Annotated in this window: 12 protein-coding genes; 7 read left to right on the top strand and 5 right to left on the bottom strand. The window is 71.5% G+C overall.

Translation table 11 applies throughout. The annotated features are described in order from the left end of the window. The 3 genes from ABZY11_RS35570 to ABZY11_RS35560 form a co-directional block, all read right to left on the bottom strand. Positions 1-1,705: ABC transporter substrate-binding protein (locus ABZY11_RS35570; RefSeq protein WP_356483138.1), on the bottom strand; the 1,705-nt coding region annotated here is incomplete at its 3' end. Between the two features lie 275 nt (positions 1,706-1,980). Further along, entirely contained in the window at positions 1,981-2,535 is a 555-nt protein-coding gene (locus ABZY11_RS35565) for an isochorismatase family protein (protein WP_356483137.1), read from the bottom strand. 171 nt (positions 2,536-2,706) lie between these two features. Next, a complete protein-coding gene (locus tag ABZY11_RS35560; protein ID WP_356483136.1) occupies positions 2,707-3,186 on the bottom strand; it encodes a MarR family transcriptional regulator in 480 nt (159 codons plus the stop codon). Between the two features lie 171 nt (positions 3,187-3,357). Here ABZY11_RS35560 and ABZY11_RS35555 point away from each other — a divergent pair, with 171 nt between their 5' ends. Further along, a complete protein-coding gene (locus tag ABZY11_RS35555; RefSeq protein WP_356483135.1) occupies positions 3,358-4,416 on the top strand; it encodes a LacI family DNA-binding transcriptional regulator in 1,059 nt (352 codons plus the stop codon). Positions 4,417-4,710: 294 nt separating this feature from the next. Here the strand turns inward: ABZY11_RS35555 and ABZY11_RS35550 are convergent, their stop codons facing one another. Then, entirely contained in the window at positions 4,711-5,700 is a 990-nt protein-coding gene (locus tag ABZY11_RS35550; RefSeq protein ID WP_356483134.1) for an acetylxylan esterase, read from the bottom strand. Between the two features lie 252 nt (positions 5,701-5,952). Between ABZY11_RS35550 and ABZY11_RS35545 the strand changes: the two genes are divergently transcribed. The 5 genes from ABZY11_RS35545 (at position 5,953) to ABZY11_RS35525 (ending at position 12,169) form a co-directional block, all read left to right on the top strand. Continuing rightward, positions 5,953-7,200, top strand: a complete 1,248-nt coding sequence (locus ABZY11_RS35545) for a sugar ABC transporter substrate-binding protein (protein WP_356483133.1) — start codon at positions 5,953-5,955, stop codon at positions 7,198-7,200. Between the two features lie 25 nt (positions 7,201-7,225). Further along, entirely contained in the window at positions 7,226-8,218 is a 993-nt protein-coding gene (locus tag ABZY11_RS35540) for a sugar ABC transporter permease (protein WP_356483132.1), read from the top strand. Next, entirely contained in the window at positions 8,215-9,123 is a 909-nt protein-coding gene (locus ABZY11_RS35535; RefSeq protein ID WP_356483131.1) for a carbohydrate ABC transporter permease, read from the top strand. Before ABZY11_RS35540 ends, ABZY11_RS35535 begins: the two co-directional genes overlap by 4 nt. Before the next feature lie 85 nt (positions 9,124-9,208). Further along, positions 9,209-10,411, top strand: coding sequence for a family 1 glycosylhydrolase (locus tag ABZY11_RS35530; RefSeq protein ID WP_356483130.1), 1,203 nt, complete (start codon positions 9,209-9,211; stop codon positions 10,409-10,411). Positions 10,412-10,693: 282 nt separating this feature from the next. Then, positions 10,694-12,169, top strand: a complete 1,476-nt coding sequence (locus ABZY11_RS35525; protein WP_356483129.1) for a glucoamylase family protein — start codon at positions 10,694-10,696, stop codon at positions 12,167-12,169. A 109-nt stretch (positions 12,170-12,278) separates the two neighbouring features. On the opposite strand, the gene ABZY11_RS35520 is transcribed toward ABZY11_RS35525, so the two are convergent. Continuing rightward, positions 12,279-13,313 carry a hypothetical protein gene (locus ABZY11_RS35520; protein WP_356483128.1) on the bottom strand — a complete coding sequence of 345 codons (1,035 nt, stop codon included), beginning with the start codon at positions 13,311-13,313 and terminating at the stop codon, positions 12,279-12,281. A 151-nt stretch (positions 13,314-13,464) separates the two neighbouring features. Here ABZY11_RS35520 and ABZY11_RS35515 point away from each other — a divergent pair. Further along, positions 13,465-15,490: TPM domain-containing protein (locus ABZY11_RS35515; RefSeq protein ID WP_356483127.1), on the top strand; the 2,026-nt coding region annotated here is incomplete at its 3' end.

Here is a 15,490-nt window from a genome sequence, read left to right as displayed (position 1 = left end):
GCCGCTGGTTCCGGGCGGTGGCCCTGGAGGGGACGTCCTCGGACGTGCCGGACCCGGAGAGGTATCCGGCCTGGCGCAGCAGGGCGGAGCTGTGGAACGCGGCGGCGGGGGCGGGGGCGAGTACGTGGGTGGCGTCGCCCGCCGGGCCGCCTTCGCCGTGCTTGCTGTCGTCGCCGACGATGTACAGGCCGTCGTCGGCGGCGGGCTCGTGCCGGTCCGCACCGTCGCCGCTCTTGCCGTCCGCGCTGCCCGCCTTCCCGGCGGCCGGGGCCGTCCCCTTCTTCTCCGGGTCCTTCGCGCCCTTCTTTCCGGCCTCGGTGCCGTCCGGCTTGTCGGCCGCGCCCTCCGGCGTCCAGCCCGCGTCGGCCAGCAGCGCCTGCGCCTCCTCGGTGTCCTGGCCGCCGAGTGCGCCGCTGCTGTCCTTGTACGCCGGCTGTCCGGCCAGGGCCAAGTGGCTGCCGACCGGCTGCGCGGGCAGACCGAGCGGCTTGAGCACGGTGTCGACGAGCTCCTGGCGGTTCAGGGCCCGGGCGACCGCCCGGCGCACCCGGTCGTCGGCGAGCGGTCCGGACTCGCCGTTCAGCGCGAGCTGGGTGTAGGCGGGGTCCAGCGACTTGCGCACCGCATAGGCGCTCAGCCCGTCCTGCTGGGCGGCGTACGCCTCGGCGGCGGCCCGGTTCTTCTCCCTGGCCGCCCGAGCGGCGGCCGCTTCCTTGGCGTTCGAGCCGTGTGCCGCGGCCCAGGAGCGCAGGGCCGCGGCCGGGCCCGTCCCGGAGCCGGGTCCATGGGCGAGCGGCTGCCCGTTCGCGCCCTTGTCGCGGGCCGCCTGCGCGATCCGGTGCGCGGCAGCGGCGTCGACGTCGGCCACGTCGACCTTGCCCGCGGCGAGGGCCTCGGTCCGGTCCTGCGGCGCGACGGCCCGGAAGACCAGCGAGTCGAGCTTGGCCGGGCTGCCCCACCAACGCGGGTTGCGGACCAGTGTGACCTCGCCCGTCTTCTTGTCCACACCGCGCAGCCGGAACGGTCCCGCGGTGGCCTTGAGGGTGGTCCGGGCCCCGTCGTTGAAGGCGTCCGGGGAGCCGGTCACCTCCTTCGGGTACAGCGGCGAGAACAGCGAGCGCCAGTCCGCGTACGGCTTGGCGAAGGTGACCCGTACCTCCAGGTCGTCGGCGCCGCGCTCGATCTTCTCGATGCGCTCGTAGCCGGCGTTGCGGGCGGTCCAGAACGCCGAGTCCTTGCCACTCAGCGCCCGCCACTGGGCTACGAAGTCGGACGCCCCGATGTCCCGGCCGTCGCTCCACACCGCCTGCTGGTTGAGCCGGTAGAGCACCACCTGCCTGGGCTCGCGCTCGATCACCTTCGCGGACTTCAGATAGTCCGGGTCGAGCTGCGGCCTGCCCTTGGCGTCCAGCGGGAAGAGCGTCGGCAGCAGGGCACCGGTGATCCGGGTGGTGGAACCGTCGGCGTCCGCCTGGAAGGCGTTGAGGGTGGTGGGCACGGCGTCGATCGCCCAGTTGACCGTGGAGCCCTCGGCGACCAGGCTCCGGTCGGCCACCGCGACGTCCTGGGGGACGGTCCCGGCGCCCGTGCCGCTGTCGTCGGAGCTGCAGCCCGCCAGTACGGGGAGCGTCAGCACACCCGCCGTGAGGAGCGCGAGGGAGCGGCGCTTTCGAGCCGTCCCCCGCGGGACGCCGACGTGGGACATGGCTGATACCTCCGGGGCCGGCCCGACCCACCCATCCGCGGGTGTGCCAGATTGTGCGTTTTTGGTGGCATATGCAGTTGATCACACTGATTCCGCCCACCCACTGAAGGCGCCCCCGCGCGAGAGGCGGCGCAGACACGGCGCGCAGGCCCCGAACCTCACCCGTGCGGCGGAGCGCCCCGATTGCCGCGCCGCACGGAGCCGGACGACCGGCTATGGGGGCCGGGCCGGCGGGACGTTCGGGCCGGCCCCGGGGATCGGGCCGGCCAGGAGGGTCAGCCGAGCAGCTTGACGATCGCCTCCGTCGTGTCCGTCTCGCCCAGGCGCGGGAAGATCTTCTCGACGCTGTTGCGGTGGGCGTCGGCGTCCATGTCGGTGACCGCGTCCGTGGCGATCGTGACGTTGTAGCCGTGCTCGTGCGCCGAGCGGGCGGTGGACTCGACGCCGATGCTGGTCGCGATGCCGGTGAGGACGATCTGGGTGACACCGCCGCGGCGCAGCAGGAGGTCGAGGTCGGTGCCGTGGAAGGCGCCCCAGGTGTGCTTGGTGACCACGATGTCGCCCTCGCGCGGGCCGAGTTCGGGCACGATGTCCGCCCAGTCGGCGGGCGGCCGTCCGCCGGACCCCACGGGCGCCTCGCTGCGGCCGGGTGCGCCGTCGACGACATGGACCAGGACGACCGGGAGCCCCTTGGCCCGGAAGGCGTCGGCGAGGGTGACGGAGTTGGCGACGATGCCGGCGGCGGGGTGGGCGGTCTCGCGGGCGACGATGCCCTTCTGGAGGTCGATGACGACCAGGGCGGTCTTCGGGTCCAGGGTGGTGGCGGTCATGGTGGTGCTCCTGTGGTGGCGGGGGTGAACGGTTGGGACGCGGGTGGGGGTGCGCGGGGCCGGTACGGGCCGGACCGCGGGTACGGGTACGGATGTGCGGGGCGCGGTCGGTGACGGTCAGCGGTGCGGCGGGGGCCGGACGGCTGCCCGGCACGCCCGGCGCCGGTGCCATCACTTCCCGATCAGCCGGTCCAGCAGCTCGGTGGCCTCGGCCACGGTGCGCCGTTCGGCCCCGTCGAGCTCGGCCGCGATGGCCTCGGCGAGCCAGTCGTGCTTGGCGGCCCGGACCGCGGCGAGCGACGCGCTGCCGGACTCCGTGAGCGACATCACCGACTTCCGGCCGTCGGCCGGATCGGGCGCCCGCTCGACGAGCCCCTGGCTCTCCAGCGCGCCGAGGGTCAGCCGCATGGACTGCGGACGCACGTACTCCGCACGGGCCAGCGCGGCCGTGGTGGCCGGACCCTCACGGTCCAGCCTGGCGAGCACGGAGCGTTGTGTCGGCGTGAGCAGGCCGCCCGACGACGTACTGCGCAGCCGCCGCAGCAACCGGCCGACCACGTCGGCGAGCCGCGTCGCCAGCTGTTCGGCATCCGGCTCGGCGGACGGCGCGGGGCGGCGGCCCGCGGGGGTGGTTCCAGTCGGTTCCGGCATGCCTGGAACGTAAAAGATGCACAGGGCACCTTGCAAGGTTACCTGTCTTTCTCCAGGGCGGTCTTGCCCGTCACGCTGCCCGCGATCTAGTGTGAATGCGCTTTCAGAAGAGGGTCGGTACATGCAACAGCAGGTGCTTCGGCACGGAAGAAGAAGCGGACGGTCGGTCGAGTGAGCGCGCCAACGGTGTACGACGTCGCCGAGCGGTCGGGCGTCTCCATCGCCACGGTCTCCCGGGTCTACCGCACCCCCGATTCGGTACGCGCCCAGACCCGCGAGCGGGTTCTGGAGGCGGCCCGCGAGCTGGGCTACGTACCGAGCGGCAGCGCCCGTGGGCTGGCCAGCCGCACCACCGGTGTGCTCGGCCTCTGCTTTCCCGACTACTCGGACCCGGACACCGAGAACGAGGCGGCGGCGACGGACGAGGACGACGACCACGCCTTCATGCTCTACTCCGACCAGATCATCCGGGGCATGGAACGGGCGGCCCGCCACCACGGTTACGCCCTGCTGATCGCGGCCTCGCTGAAGGGCGGTCCGGAGAGCCTGGTCGCCAATGTCGCGGGACGGGTGGACGGCTTCGCGGTGCTGGCCGGCACCGTCCCCACCGCCGACCTCGAAGTGATCTCGCGGCGGCTGCCGGTGGTCATGGTGGCGGGCCGGCGCGGCATCGACCATCTCGACCACATCGTCGTCGCCAACACCGACGGGCAGCGGACGGTCACCCGCCATCTGATCGAGGACCACGGGCTGCGCCGCCTCGCCTTCATCGGCGGGGAGGCCGCGTCCCCGGACGCCGAGGCACGGTTCGCGGGCTTCCAGGAGGCATGCCGCGGGGCGGGGCTCCCGGTGCCGGACGCGCCCACCATGCGCGCCACGATGATGACCCAGGCCGAGGGCTTCCGGGTCACGGACGCGTTGCTCGACCAAGGCGGGGAACGGCCTCAGGCGATGCTGTTCGCCAACGACCAGATGGCCGTCGGCGGTCTGCACGCGCTGGAACGGCGCGGGCTCGGGGTCCCGGAGGACATCGCCGTGACCGGGTTCGACGGGATTCCGCTGGGCCGGCTCGTGCGCCCGACGCTGACGACCGTGCGGCAGCCCATGCGCCGCCTCGGCGAGGAGGCCGTGGAACTGCTGGTGCGGCGGCTCGCCGACCGGGACCGCGACCCGGTCTCCCTGATGCTGCCGGTCTCCCTGGCCCGCCGCGCGAGCTGCGGCTGCGGCTGACCAGCACCCCGGCGGCGGGCCGGGCCCGCCCTGTCGGGCAACCGCTCAAGCCCGAACCGATGCCCGAGCCGCGGCTGACCGGCACCCCGGCGTACGTGCCGGGTCCGCTCGCCCTGTCGGGCAACCGTCCAAGCCCGAACCGACGCTCTTCTTACCGCCCTCGCTCAGCCCCGCCCGCCGGGCCGCATCCGGAAGCAGCCGGATCCCGGCAAGCGCGACCCCCACGGCACTTTCCGTGCCGCGACCACCCGCACCCGGCCCCGCCGCCCGCCGCCTCCCCCCGGGCCCACCGGGTCAGCGCCCCAGGTGCGCCCCGAAGAACCGCCGCCGGGCCGCCTGGAGCTCCGCCACCGCCACCGCCGTGCCCTCGTGCTCGAAGTGCCCCGCGCTCAGCACCAGCAGCTCGTGCTCACCGGCCAGCGCGTTGTGCACGGCGAACTGCCCCGGCGGCGGCACCGAGGGGTCGAAGAGCGCCGCGGCCACCAGCGTGGGCAGCTCCAGCCGCGTCGCGGCCGTGGCGGCGTCGAAGTACGGCAGCACCTCGGTGACCTCTGGGTGGTCCCGGTGGTATCCGCGCACCGACTCGCCGCTGCCGACGCACGGCAGGGTGAGCCGCAGCGGGTGGTTGCCGAAGGTCGGCACCGTCAGCTGCGCGGCCCCGAACCGGTCGTCCCAGGGCAGGGCCAGCGCGCCGAGCCCGCCGCCGAAGCTCTCCCCGAGGTAGCCGAGCCCCGGGCCACCCTCCCCCGGCGCCAGCTCCGGCACCAGTTCGCGCAGCGCCGACGCCGCGCACCAGAGGTCCGCCACGCAGTCGCCGATGACATACGTGTCGCGCGAGCCGATGCCGTGCAGCACATGCGCACCGGACACGTCCGGGATGCCCGGGTGCAGACCGCGCGTCCCCATGCCCCGTACGCACGGCAGGATCGCCGCGGCCCGGGGCAGCGGCAGCGGCACGTCGGGGCCCGGCTCGTCCCGGCCGCCGTAGCCGTGTCCGATGACGAATCCGTACTCCGCCGGCCCCTCGGCGGGCAGCGCCACCCAGCCGCCGAGCCGCACCCCGCCCACCGAGGTGAAGGTCACACCGTGGATCCGCACCCCGTCGCGCTCCTCCTCCAGCGGCCCGAGCTCCGGCTCCGTGGCGACCTTGCGGGCCTCCGCGTGGCGGGCCTGCCAGAAGGCGTCGAAATCGTCCGGAGCGGCCGGGGCGGGGACGCCCAGCAGGTCCTGGAGCGTCTGCCCGTAAGCCGGATCGAAGGGGAAGTCATGTTCGAACGAAGTCATGAGCACGACCGTATCGGCCCCGCCCGGGGCGACACAGACCTTGATCATCTTGGAGCTGTGAGCGAAATCGGTCACACCATCCCCAATTTCGCAAATGGCGCGCATACCGTGCCAAGTTGAACATTCAGATGTCCAGCACGTTGCACGAGTGTGACCTAGCACCCTCTTGCGGATTCCCGAATGTCTGCCGCAGAGTGATGTATGCGCTTACAGGCAGCGCATACATCAGGATTGCTCAAGGAGGAGCCCTCCATGCCCCGCACCGCCAGAAACGCCTCGATCGGTATCGCAGTCGCAGCCGCACTCACGCTGGGCCTGACCGCTTGCGGCAGCTCCGGTGACGACGTCGCCGCGGACAAGAAGCAGACGCTCACCGTCTGGGCCATGGGGGCCGAGGGCGAGAAGCTCGCGGATGTGGCCAAGGTCTACGAGAAGGCCAACCCGAACATCACCGTCAAGGTGACCCCGGTCGGCTGGGACGTCGCCCACCAGAAGCTGGTCTCCGCGGCCGCCGCCGGCACCCTGCCGGACGTGGCGCAGATGGGCGGCAGCTACATGGGCGAGTTCGCCGAGCTCGGTGTGCTGGAGCCGGTCGACACCAAGACCTTCAACGAGAAGGACTTCTTCCAGTCCGGCTGGAAGCAGGGCGAGGTGGACGGCCAGGCGTACGGCGTGCCGTGGTACGTCGACACCCGCGTCCTCTACTACCGCACCGACCTGGCCGAGAAGGCCGGCGTCAGCAAGGCTCCGACCGACTGGAAGGAGATGCAGGACCTCGCCTCGGCCTACCAGAAGAAGGCCGGAACCAAGTGGGGCCTGTCCATCCAGCCCAGCGGCCTGGACACGGTGCAGAACTTCTACTCCTTCCTGTACTCGGCCGGCGGCGAGATCGTCAACGACAAGGGCGAGGCCGTCATCGACAGCCCCGAGGCCGTCAAGGCGCTCAAGGAGTACGGCTCGTACTTCGACAAGGGGCTCTCCAACAAGTCCGTGCAGCCCGGCTACGACGTGGTGAAGGACTTCGGCAACGGCCGCGTCCCGATGTTCTTCGGCGGCCCCTGGCACGTCACCCTGCTGAACGAGGGCCAGCCGCAGATCAAGGGCAAGTGGGCGGTGGCCAACGTGCCCGCCGACAAGTCCTCCGTCTCCATGGCCGGCGGCTCCTCCCTGGTGATCTCCAAGGACAGCGAGCACAAGGCGGCCGCCACCGCGTTCATCAAGTACCTGACGGACACCGAGGGCCAGGTCGACTGGTACAAGCGCACCAAGGACCTGCCGGCCAACACCGCCGCCTGGACCTCCGGCGCCCTCGCCGACGACGCCGACCTCCAGGTGTTCAAGAAGCAGATGGACACCGCCAAGTCCTCCCCGTCGCTGTCCAACTGGACGGAGATCACCGACAAGGTCGACCAGGCCATCGCCAAGGTCACCCAGGGCAAGGCGTCCGCCGAGGACGCGCTCAAGACGGCCCAGTCCCAAATCGAAGGCCTCCTGAAGTAATCGAAGGCCACATGAAGTAGGAGTCATGCGCACCATGACCTCAAAGGCCGCGCAGGCGGCCAAGGCGCAGGCCGGGCCGGGGGCCTCCGGGTCCCCGGCCGCCGGGCCCGCGGGTCGCCGGGGTGGCAAGAAGGCCTCGATGGGCGTGCAGAACGTGGCCGGCTGGCTGTTCTCCACTCCCTTCCTCGTCCTCTTCCTCGTCTTCATGGCGTTCCCGATCCTCGCCACGCTGGTGATGAGCTTCACCGACTTCGGGCTGCGCAATGTCACGCGCCCGCTGGACGCGAACTTCATCGGCTTCGAGAACTACGTCAATCTGTTCAGCGACGACAAGTTCCTCAAGTCGCTGTTCAACACGGCGTACTTCGTGGTGATCGGCGTCCCGCTGACGATCTTTCTCGGGCTGGTCGTCGCCGTACTGCTGAACAACGGCATCGACCGGGCGCGGACCTTCTTCCGCGTCGGCTTCTACGCCCCGGTGGTCACGACCATCGTCGCGGTCGCCGTGGTCTGGCGGTTCGTGCTCGACCCGAGCGACGGGCTCATCGCGGGCCTCTTCTCCGAAGTGGGGCTCACCTCGCCCGACTTCCTGGGCTCCGAGACGCTCGCCATGCCCTCGATGATCGCGATGGCGGTCTGGCGCAACCTCGGTACGGTCATGGTGCTCTTCATCGCCGGTCTTCAGGCCATCCCCACCGAGGTGCGGGAGGCCGCGCGGCTGGACGGCGCGAGTGTCTGGCAGGAGTTCAGGGGCATCACCGTGCCCCTGCTGCGGCCCACGCTGCTCTACGCCACGGTGATCACGACCATCGGTTACCTCAATGTCTTCGAGGAGCCGTTCGTGATGACCCAGGGCGGTCCCTCGGACTCCACGCTCACCGTCTCGCTGAACATGTACCGCGAGGGCTTCAACTTCTTCCACATGGGCTATGCGAGTGCCATGGCGTATGTCCTCTTCGTAGTGATCATGGGCATCACGGTGCTGCAGCTCCGACTGCTGAAGGACAACACGAAATGAGCGCCACCAGTGCACCGGGCGCCGTCTCGACGGCACCCGCGAAGAAGCCCGCGGACACACCGCCGTCCGTGACGAAGAAGGCCCGCAACCCGAAGCGCGTCCTCGTCTACGTCCTGCTGTCGGTCGGCCTGCTGATCATGTCGGCGCCGTTCCTGTGGATGGCTCTCTCGGCCTTCAAGACGCAAGCGGAGCTGACGGCCAGCCCGCCCGTGTGGATCCCGACCGAGTGGACCCTGGAGAACTTCCGGGAGCTGCTCGACAAGCTGGATCTGCCGCTGTACTTCATGAACTCGGTGATCGTGGCGGTACTGGTCACCGTCTCGAACCTGGTGTTCTGCTCGATGCTCGGGTACGCCCTGGCCAAGCTGAACTTCGCCGGCCGCAACAAGATCTTCGGCCTGGTGCTCGGCGCCCTGATGGTGCCCGGCAACCTGATGCTGCTGCCGCTGTTCGTACTGATGAGCAAGCTGCAGCTGATCGACTCCTACGCCGGTCTGGTGCTGCCGTTCGCCGCCGGAGCCTTCGGGGTCTTCCTGATGCGGCAGTTCATGCAGTCGATCCCGGACGAGCTGCTGGAAGCGGCCCGGATGGACGGCGCCGGTGAGTGGTACATCTTCTGGCGGATCGTGATGCCGCTGGTGAAGCCCGCGCTGGCGACGCTCTCGATCTTCACGTTCCTGGGCTCCTGGAACAACTTCGTCTGGCCGCTCATCGCGACCAACGACCCCGACAAGTACACCCTGCCGGTCGCGCTGGCCACCTTCGCCACCGACCCCAACAAGGCGGGCGGGTCCAACGGCATGCTGATGGCCGGTTCCCTGCTGGTCGTCCTGCCCGTCGTGGTCCTGTTCATCGCGCTCCAGCGGCACTTCACCCAGGGCATCGCCACCGCGGGCATGAAGTAGCCCCCGGCAGCCCTCCGAAACGTACGAGGCCACGGCCCCGCACCCCGTCGGCCACACCCCTTCATCACCAGAAAGACAGTTTGCGATGACGCACACCCAGGTCCCGTTCCCCGACAACTTCCTGTGGGGCGCCTCCACGGCCGCCCACCAGATCGAGGGCAACAACACCAACAGCGACTGGTGGGTCAAGGAGCACGCCGCGGGCACCCACATCCAGGAGCCCAGCCTGGACGCCTGCGACAGCTACCACCGCTGGCACGAGGACATGGACACGCTGGCCGGTCTGGGCTTCACCGACTACCGGTTCTCCATCGAGTGGGCGCGCATCGAGCCGGCCGAGGGCCGGTTCTCCCGGGCCGAACTCGCCCACTACCGCCGCATGGTCGAGGGCGCCGTCGAGCGCGGCCTGCGCCCGATGATCACCCTGCACCACTTCACCGTGCCGCAGTGGTTCGAGGCGCGCGGCGGCTGGACCGCCGAGGGCGCGACCGAGCTCTTCGCGCGCTACGTCGCGGCCTGCGCGCCGGTGATCGCCGAGGGCGTCAGCCACGTCTGCACCATCAACGAGCCGAACATGATCGCCGTGATGGCCGGTCAGGCCAAGCGCGGTGACAACAGCTTCCCGCCCGCCGGACTGCCGACCCCCGACGACGAGACCACCGAGGCCGTCATCGCCGCGCACCACGCGGCCGTCAAGGAGGTCAGGGCGATCAACCCGGACATCCAGGTCGGCTGGACCATCGCCAACCAGGTCTACCAGGCCCTGCCCGGCGCCGAGGAGGTCACCGCGGCCTACCGTCACCCCCGCGAGGACGTCTTCATCGAGGCCGCCCGCGGCGACGACTGGATCGGTGTGCAGTCCTACACCCGGACCAAGATCGGCACCGACGGCCCGATACCCACCGCCGAGGGCGTCGAGCGCACCCTCACGCAGTGGGAGTACTACCCCTCCGCGGTCGGCTACGCGCTGCGCCACACCGCCGAGGTCCTGGGCAACAACATCCCGCTGATCGTCACCGAGAACGGCATCGCGACCGACGACGACAGCCGTCGGGTCGACTACTACACCGGCGCCCTGAACGAGGTCGCCTCCGCGATCCAGGACGGCCTGAACATCCAGGGCTACCTGGCCTGGAGCGCGCTCGACAACTACGAGTGGGGCTCCTACAAGCCCACCTTCGGCCTGATCGGCTGGGACCCGGAGACCTTCGAGCGGCTGCCCAAGCCGTCCGCCGTCTGGCTGGGCGAGATGGGCCGCACCCGCGCACTGCCGCGCATCGCCGACTGACCTCGGCCACCGAGCCGACCGATGTCGGCTCCCCCCGACCGGGAGCTACCTGACAGCTCCCGCCGTACGGGAACCGGCGGCACCTGACGGACGCCGGTTCCCGTACAGCAGGGCCCCCGGGGCCCTGTGCCCGCGTGCGGCGCCGCTCGTGTCCAGCCCTGCTCACGTGCGGTGGCGCACGCGGGTGCCGTACGCAGCACGGCGCCCCGCGCCCGCAATCACGACCGACGAACGAAATCCGCCCACCGCCCACAGTCGGTGGCTCTTCTTCGAAGGATTCTGATGGACCGTCGTACGTTTCTCACCGCAGCGGGAACAGGTGCCGCCGCCCTGTCGCTCGGAGCCGTGGCCGCGCCCCCGGCGGGCGCCGCCGACCGGCCCGTGCGCGGCTCGCACGCACCGCTGCTCCAGCGCTGGTTCCGCGACACGTACCGTTCGATCGAGGCCATGACGACCGACTTCGGTCTGGCCGTCGACAAGATCGATGTCAGCAGGCCCGGCACCCCCGTCCAGTCGCGTCAGACCTCCCCCACCAACATCGGCTGCGGCCTCTGGTCGACCGTGGCCGCCGCCGGGCTCGGGGTGATCGACGACGACACGATGCGCCGCAGGCTGGAGCACACCGTGCGGGCCGTCGAGAAGCTGGAGCGCCACCACGGCTTCTGGCTCAACTGGTACGACGCGCACGACGGTTCGGTCCTCACCGAGTGGCCCGGCACCGGCGATCCGATACACCCGTTCCTCTCCTCCGTCGACAACGCCTGGCTGATCACCGGCCTGCGCATCGCCGCCGACGCCGCACCCGCGCTGCGCCCCCGTATCGCCCGCATCCTGGCGACCGCCGACTGGTCCTACTACTACACGCCGTACGACCCGGCCGACCCGGTCGCCGGCCCCGGCCAGCTGCGCGGAGGGTTCTGGCCCGACAAGGAGGAGCCCACCGGCCACCATTACGGCGCGCTGAACACCGAGCCGCGGATGGCCAGTTACCTGGGTATCGCGGACGGCTCACTGCCCCCCGACCACTACTGGCACCTGCTGCGCACGATGCTGCCCGAGCACGGGCAGGAGCAGCACCCCCGGGGCGGTTACGTCGCCATGGACGGCGTACGCGTCTGGCAGGGGCACTACACCCATCGCGGCCGGAAGATCGTGCCCAGCTGGGGCGGGTCGATGTTCGAGGCCCTGATGGTGCCTCTGTTCGTGCCGGAGCCGGAGTGGTCGCCGCAGTCCTGGGGCCTGACGCACCGCCGGTATGTCCGCAGCCAGATCGAGCACGGCATGGAGGAGGCGGGGTACGGGTACTGGGGCTTCTCCCCCGCCAACATTCCCGAGGGCGGCTACCAGGAGTACGGCGTCGACGCGATCGGCATGCAGGTCGACGGCTACGCCTCCAACACCGACCGCACGTACACCACGGACGGCGAACCGCTGCCGCCCGCCTCGGCGTTCACCAATGGTGTGGTCACCCCGCACGCCTCCTTCCTGGCCCTGCCCTACGCACCGGACGAGGCGATCGCCAACCTGCGCGCGCTCGACCGCGACTTCGGCGCCTACCACGCCGGATACGGCTTCCGGGACTCCGTCAATGTCGGCACCGGGCGGGTCAGCGACTACCTGCTGGCGCTCGACCAGGGCATGATCGCCGCGGCACTGGCCCAGGCGATCCGCCCCGGTCTGCTCCAGCGGCCGTTCCGCACCGGCGGGTTCCGGTCGAAGGTGCGGCCGCTGCTCGCCAAGGAGCGGTTCTCCATCTGAACCGCTCCGAAACGTGGCGGTGTACCGGTCCGGGGCGGAGCGCTCGGGGCCCGGCCCCGGACCGGTACGCCGCCGCTCCTTCACCCGCGCTGCCTACTGCCGGGCGCTCTCAGTTCCAGCCCGCGCGGTACGCCGCCCAGTCGCCGTCCCGCGCGGCGAAGTCGACGTAGAGCGCGACCCCGAACCGTTCGCGGCCGCGGTCCGTGCGCCCCAGCCCCAGTCTGGTGCCCCGGACCGCGGCCGCGACCGTTTCGGCCGACTCGTGGTGTCCGAGGTCGTTCTCGTGGAAGAACGGCAGTCCCATCAGCAGATCGGTGTCCTGCGGCGTCACTTCGAGGGCGAGCGCCGTCTGCTGGGCGACATAGCCGCCGAACATCCCCTCCAGCGGCATCCAGGTGTCGTACGACATGACGGCGATCTGGTCGACCCGGCGCGCGACCTGTCCGAAGAACTGCTGCGACCACCACTTCTGGCTGCCGCTGAGCGCGCCGATCACGCTGTGTGCCGCCGGCAGCGGGTCGATCTGGTGGGCGGCGACCGACAGCTGTGCCTTGCGCGCCCCGGTGAGCGCGCCCAGGTCGTCGAGGAGCGAGAGGTAGTCGCGGTCGCCGGAGTGCAGCGGTTCCAGGTCGAAATGGACGCCGTCGAACCCGGCGTCCAGGATCTGCCGGGCCGAGGCCACCACGGCGGTGCGGGACGTGGCCCGCTCCAGGCGCAGCCCGTCGGGCCCCTCGGTGGCGAGTACGTCGCCGAGCCAGGCCTGGACCCGGATGCCGGGCAGGGTGCGGTGCACGGCGTCGAGCAGCCACCGGGCCCGGGGGTAGCGGTCGGCGGGCAGGGTGCCGTCGTGTTCCAGCGGCCCGGCGTGGACGTACAGGTCCTTGATCCCCGTCCCCTCGGTCCGGGCGGCGAACGCGGCGAGGTCGGCGTCGTCCTTGCGCCCGTCGACCCAGGCGTGGCCGAGCCAGATGGCGTCGCGGCCACGGGTGCGGGTGCCGTCGCCCGGGTCGCCGGAGTAGTTGAGCCGCAGGGCGACGCCCGCGGTGAGCACCGGCACCACGATCACCAGGACCGCTCCCAGCGCGATCCTTCTCGGCCAGGTCCACCGGAGCCCGGCCACCCGTTTCCGTGCGTTCCCGGCCATGCGCCTGATCCCCGTGAGCACGTCCGTCTCCCCCTGTATGCCGGTGTGCCGTCGCAGTATGCACGGCATCATGACGCACGCCCGGGTGCCGATGGCGGGCCCGGTCGCCGGGTCGCGGGTGACGGAGGGTGGACATAGCCTCACAAATGTGATGCCGCTCGTGAGCCGTACCCGGATATCCATACCGGGCCGGGCCCTTCTCACCGTGCTGGTGACGGTGTGCTGGTCGGCCCTTCCCGCAGCGCTGACCGCTCGCGCCGACGATCCCGTCACACTGTCCAGGGACGGGCAGATCACCGACAAGGCGGGGACGCTCGGGGACCGCAGGGACCAGGTGCGGAGCGCACTCGACCGGCTGTACGCGGACCGCAGTCTTCAGCCCTTGGTCGTGTACGTGGGGGACTTCTCCGGACGGTCCGCGCAGCGCTGGGCCGATGAGACGGCCGACCGCAACGGGCTCGCCCGCGACGACATCCTGCTCGCCGTCGCCACCCACGACCGGCAGTACGCGTACACCGTCGAACAGGGCTCGCGTCTCACCGACGCACAGCTCCAGGACGTGGCGGGCACGGCGATCGAGCCCGCGCCCAGGGAGAACGACTGGGCCGGCGCGGCGAACGGCTGCTCCGCCGTACTGGCGGGCAAGGCCGTGCCCACCCCGGCCGTCACTCCTGGCGTCGCCGATCCCGGACCCGGTGACTCCGCCGGGACGAGCGCCGCGGACCTGATTCTTCCGGTGGTCGTCGTCGGCGGGGCGGCAGCGATGGCCGGCTACGCGTACACCCGGCGCAGGCGGCGCACGGCGACCCGCACCACACCCGGCGCGAAGGGCTGGGGCCCCGCCCCCGGACCGGGCGGGGCGCCACCCACTCCGCTGCCGCAGCTCGATGCCCGCGCGAAGGAGGCGCTGGTGGACACCGACGACGCGGTCCGCACCAGCGAGGAGGAACTGGGGTACGCCACCGCCCAGTTCGGCGAGGAGGCCGCGGCCCCCTTCACGGCGGCCGTCGGCTATGCGAAGGACGAGCTGACGGTGGCGTTCCGGCTGCGTCAGCGGCTGGACGACGCCTTTCCCGAGGACGACGCGACCGGGCGCCGGATGCTGGACGAGATCATCAGCCGCTGCACCGACGCGGGCGACCGTCTGGACGCCGTGTCCGAGGACTTCGACCGGCTGCGCGCCCTGGAACGCGACGCCCCGCAGGCCCTGGCCACGGCCGAGGCGGCGTTCCGGGCTCTCGCCGGGCGGGCCGCCGCGGCCGAGGCCACCCTGACCACGATGCGCGAGCGGTACGCGGAATCGGCCTTCGCCGCCGTCGTCGGCGACATCGAGCAGGCCAAGGACCGCCTGGTCTTCGCCACGTCGAGCCTCAACCGGGGCCGGCAGTCGCTGGACAGCGCCAGCAATTCCGCGGCGGCGGTGTACATCCGGGCCACCGAGGGCGCCGTCGACCAGGCGGCCACCCTCGTCGACGCGGTGGAGCGGCGGAACGGGGAACTCGCGGAGGCGGCGGGGAGGCTGCCCGCCGCCCTCACCGAGCTGGAGACCGACCTGGCCGATGCGGGCGGGCTGCTCGAAGGCACCGGGGACGGTGTGCCGACCGCGGACCTGGGGGGCCGGATCGCCCGCGCCAAGTCGGTGCTCGGCGATGTGATGGAGGAGATGCGGGCCGGTCCGTACGACCCGATCGACGCGCTGCGCCGGGTGGAGGAGGCGGACGCGGCGCTCGACGCGGCGCTGGCCGGGGTCCGCGAACGGGAGCAGCGCGACCGGCGGGCCCTCTCCCTCCTGGACGGGGCGACGCTCACCGCGCGTTCGGCGATCGCCGCCGCGGCCGACTTCATCACCACGAACCGGGGAGCGGTGGGCAGCCGGGCCCGGACCCGCCTGGCGGAGGCGCAGCGGCAGCTCGACCGGTCCCGGGAGCTGGCCGGGTCGAACGATCCGCAGGGGGCGCTGGCCGAGGCACGGCAGGCGGACGCGCTGGCCGGACAGGCCCAGAGCCTGGCCGAGCAGGACGTGCGGTCGTACGGGGACCGGAACGGTCCGGGCGGTGCGCGGGGCGAGGGCGCCGGGGTCGGCGGCGGGCTCGGCACGCCTGCGCTCGACATGCTCCCGGGCGTATTTCTCCACTGCCGGAATACCCGTTTCCTCGTATGCCGCTTCGCGAGGGTTG

This window comes from Streptomyces sp. NPDC006510 (genome assembly GCF_040611955.1).
Classification (GTDB): Bacteria; Actinomycetota; Actinomycetes; order Streptomycetales; family Streptomycetaceae; genus Streptomyces.
The sequence above is the reverse complement of the archived record's forward strand: the minus strand, read 5'-3'. Positions and strand labels throughout refer to the sequence as shown.

Bases quoted from the DNA above. Each gene is read 5' to 3' on its own strand.
- ABZY11_RS35565 (WP_356483137.1), bottom strand. From the start codon at position 2,535: ATGACCGCCACCACCCTGGACCCGAAGACCGCCCTGGTCGTCATCGAC.
- ABZY11_RS35560 (WP_356483136.1), bottom strand. From the start codon at position 3,186: ATGCCGGAACCGACTGGAACCACCCCCGCGGGCCGCCGCCCCGCGCCG.
- ABZY11_RS35550 (WP_356483134.1), bottom strand. From the start codon at position 5,700: ATGACTTCGTTCGAACATGACTTCCCCTTCGATCCGGCTTACGGGCAG.
- ABZY11_RS35545 (WP_356483133.1), top strand. From the start codon at position 5,953: ATGCCCCGCACCGCCAGAAACGCCTCGATCGGTATCGCAGTCGCAGCC.
- ABZY11_RS35540 (WP_356483132.1), top strand. From the start codon at position 7,226: ATGCGCACCATGACCTCAAAGGCCGCGCAGGCGGCCAAGGCGCAGGCC.
- ABZY11_RS35535 (WP_356483131.1), top strand. From the start codon at position 8,215: ATGAGCGCCACCAGTGCACCGGGCGCCGTCTCGACGGCACCCGCGAAG.
- ABZY11_RS35530 (WP_356483130.1), top strand. From the start codon at position 9,209: ATGACGCACACCCAGGTCCCGTTCCCCGACAACTTCCTGTGGGGCGCC.
- ABZY11_RS35525 (WP_356483129.1), top strand. From the start codon at position 10,694: ATGGACCGTCGTACGTTTCTCACCGCAGCGGGAACAGGTGCCGCCGCC.
- ABZY11_RS35520 (WP_356483128.1), bottom strand. From the start codon at position 13,313: ATGGCCGGGAACGCACGGAAACGGGTGGCCGGGCTCCGGTGGACCTGG.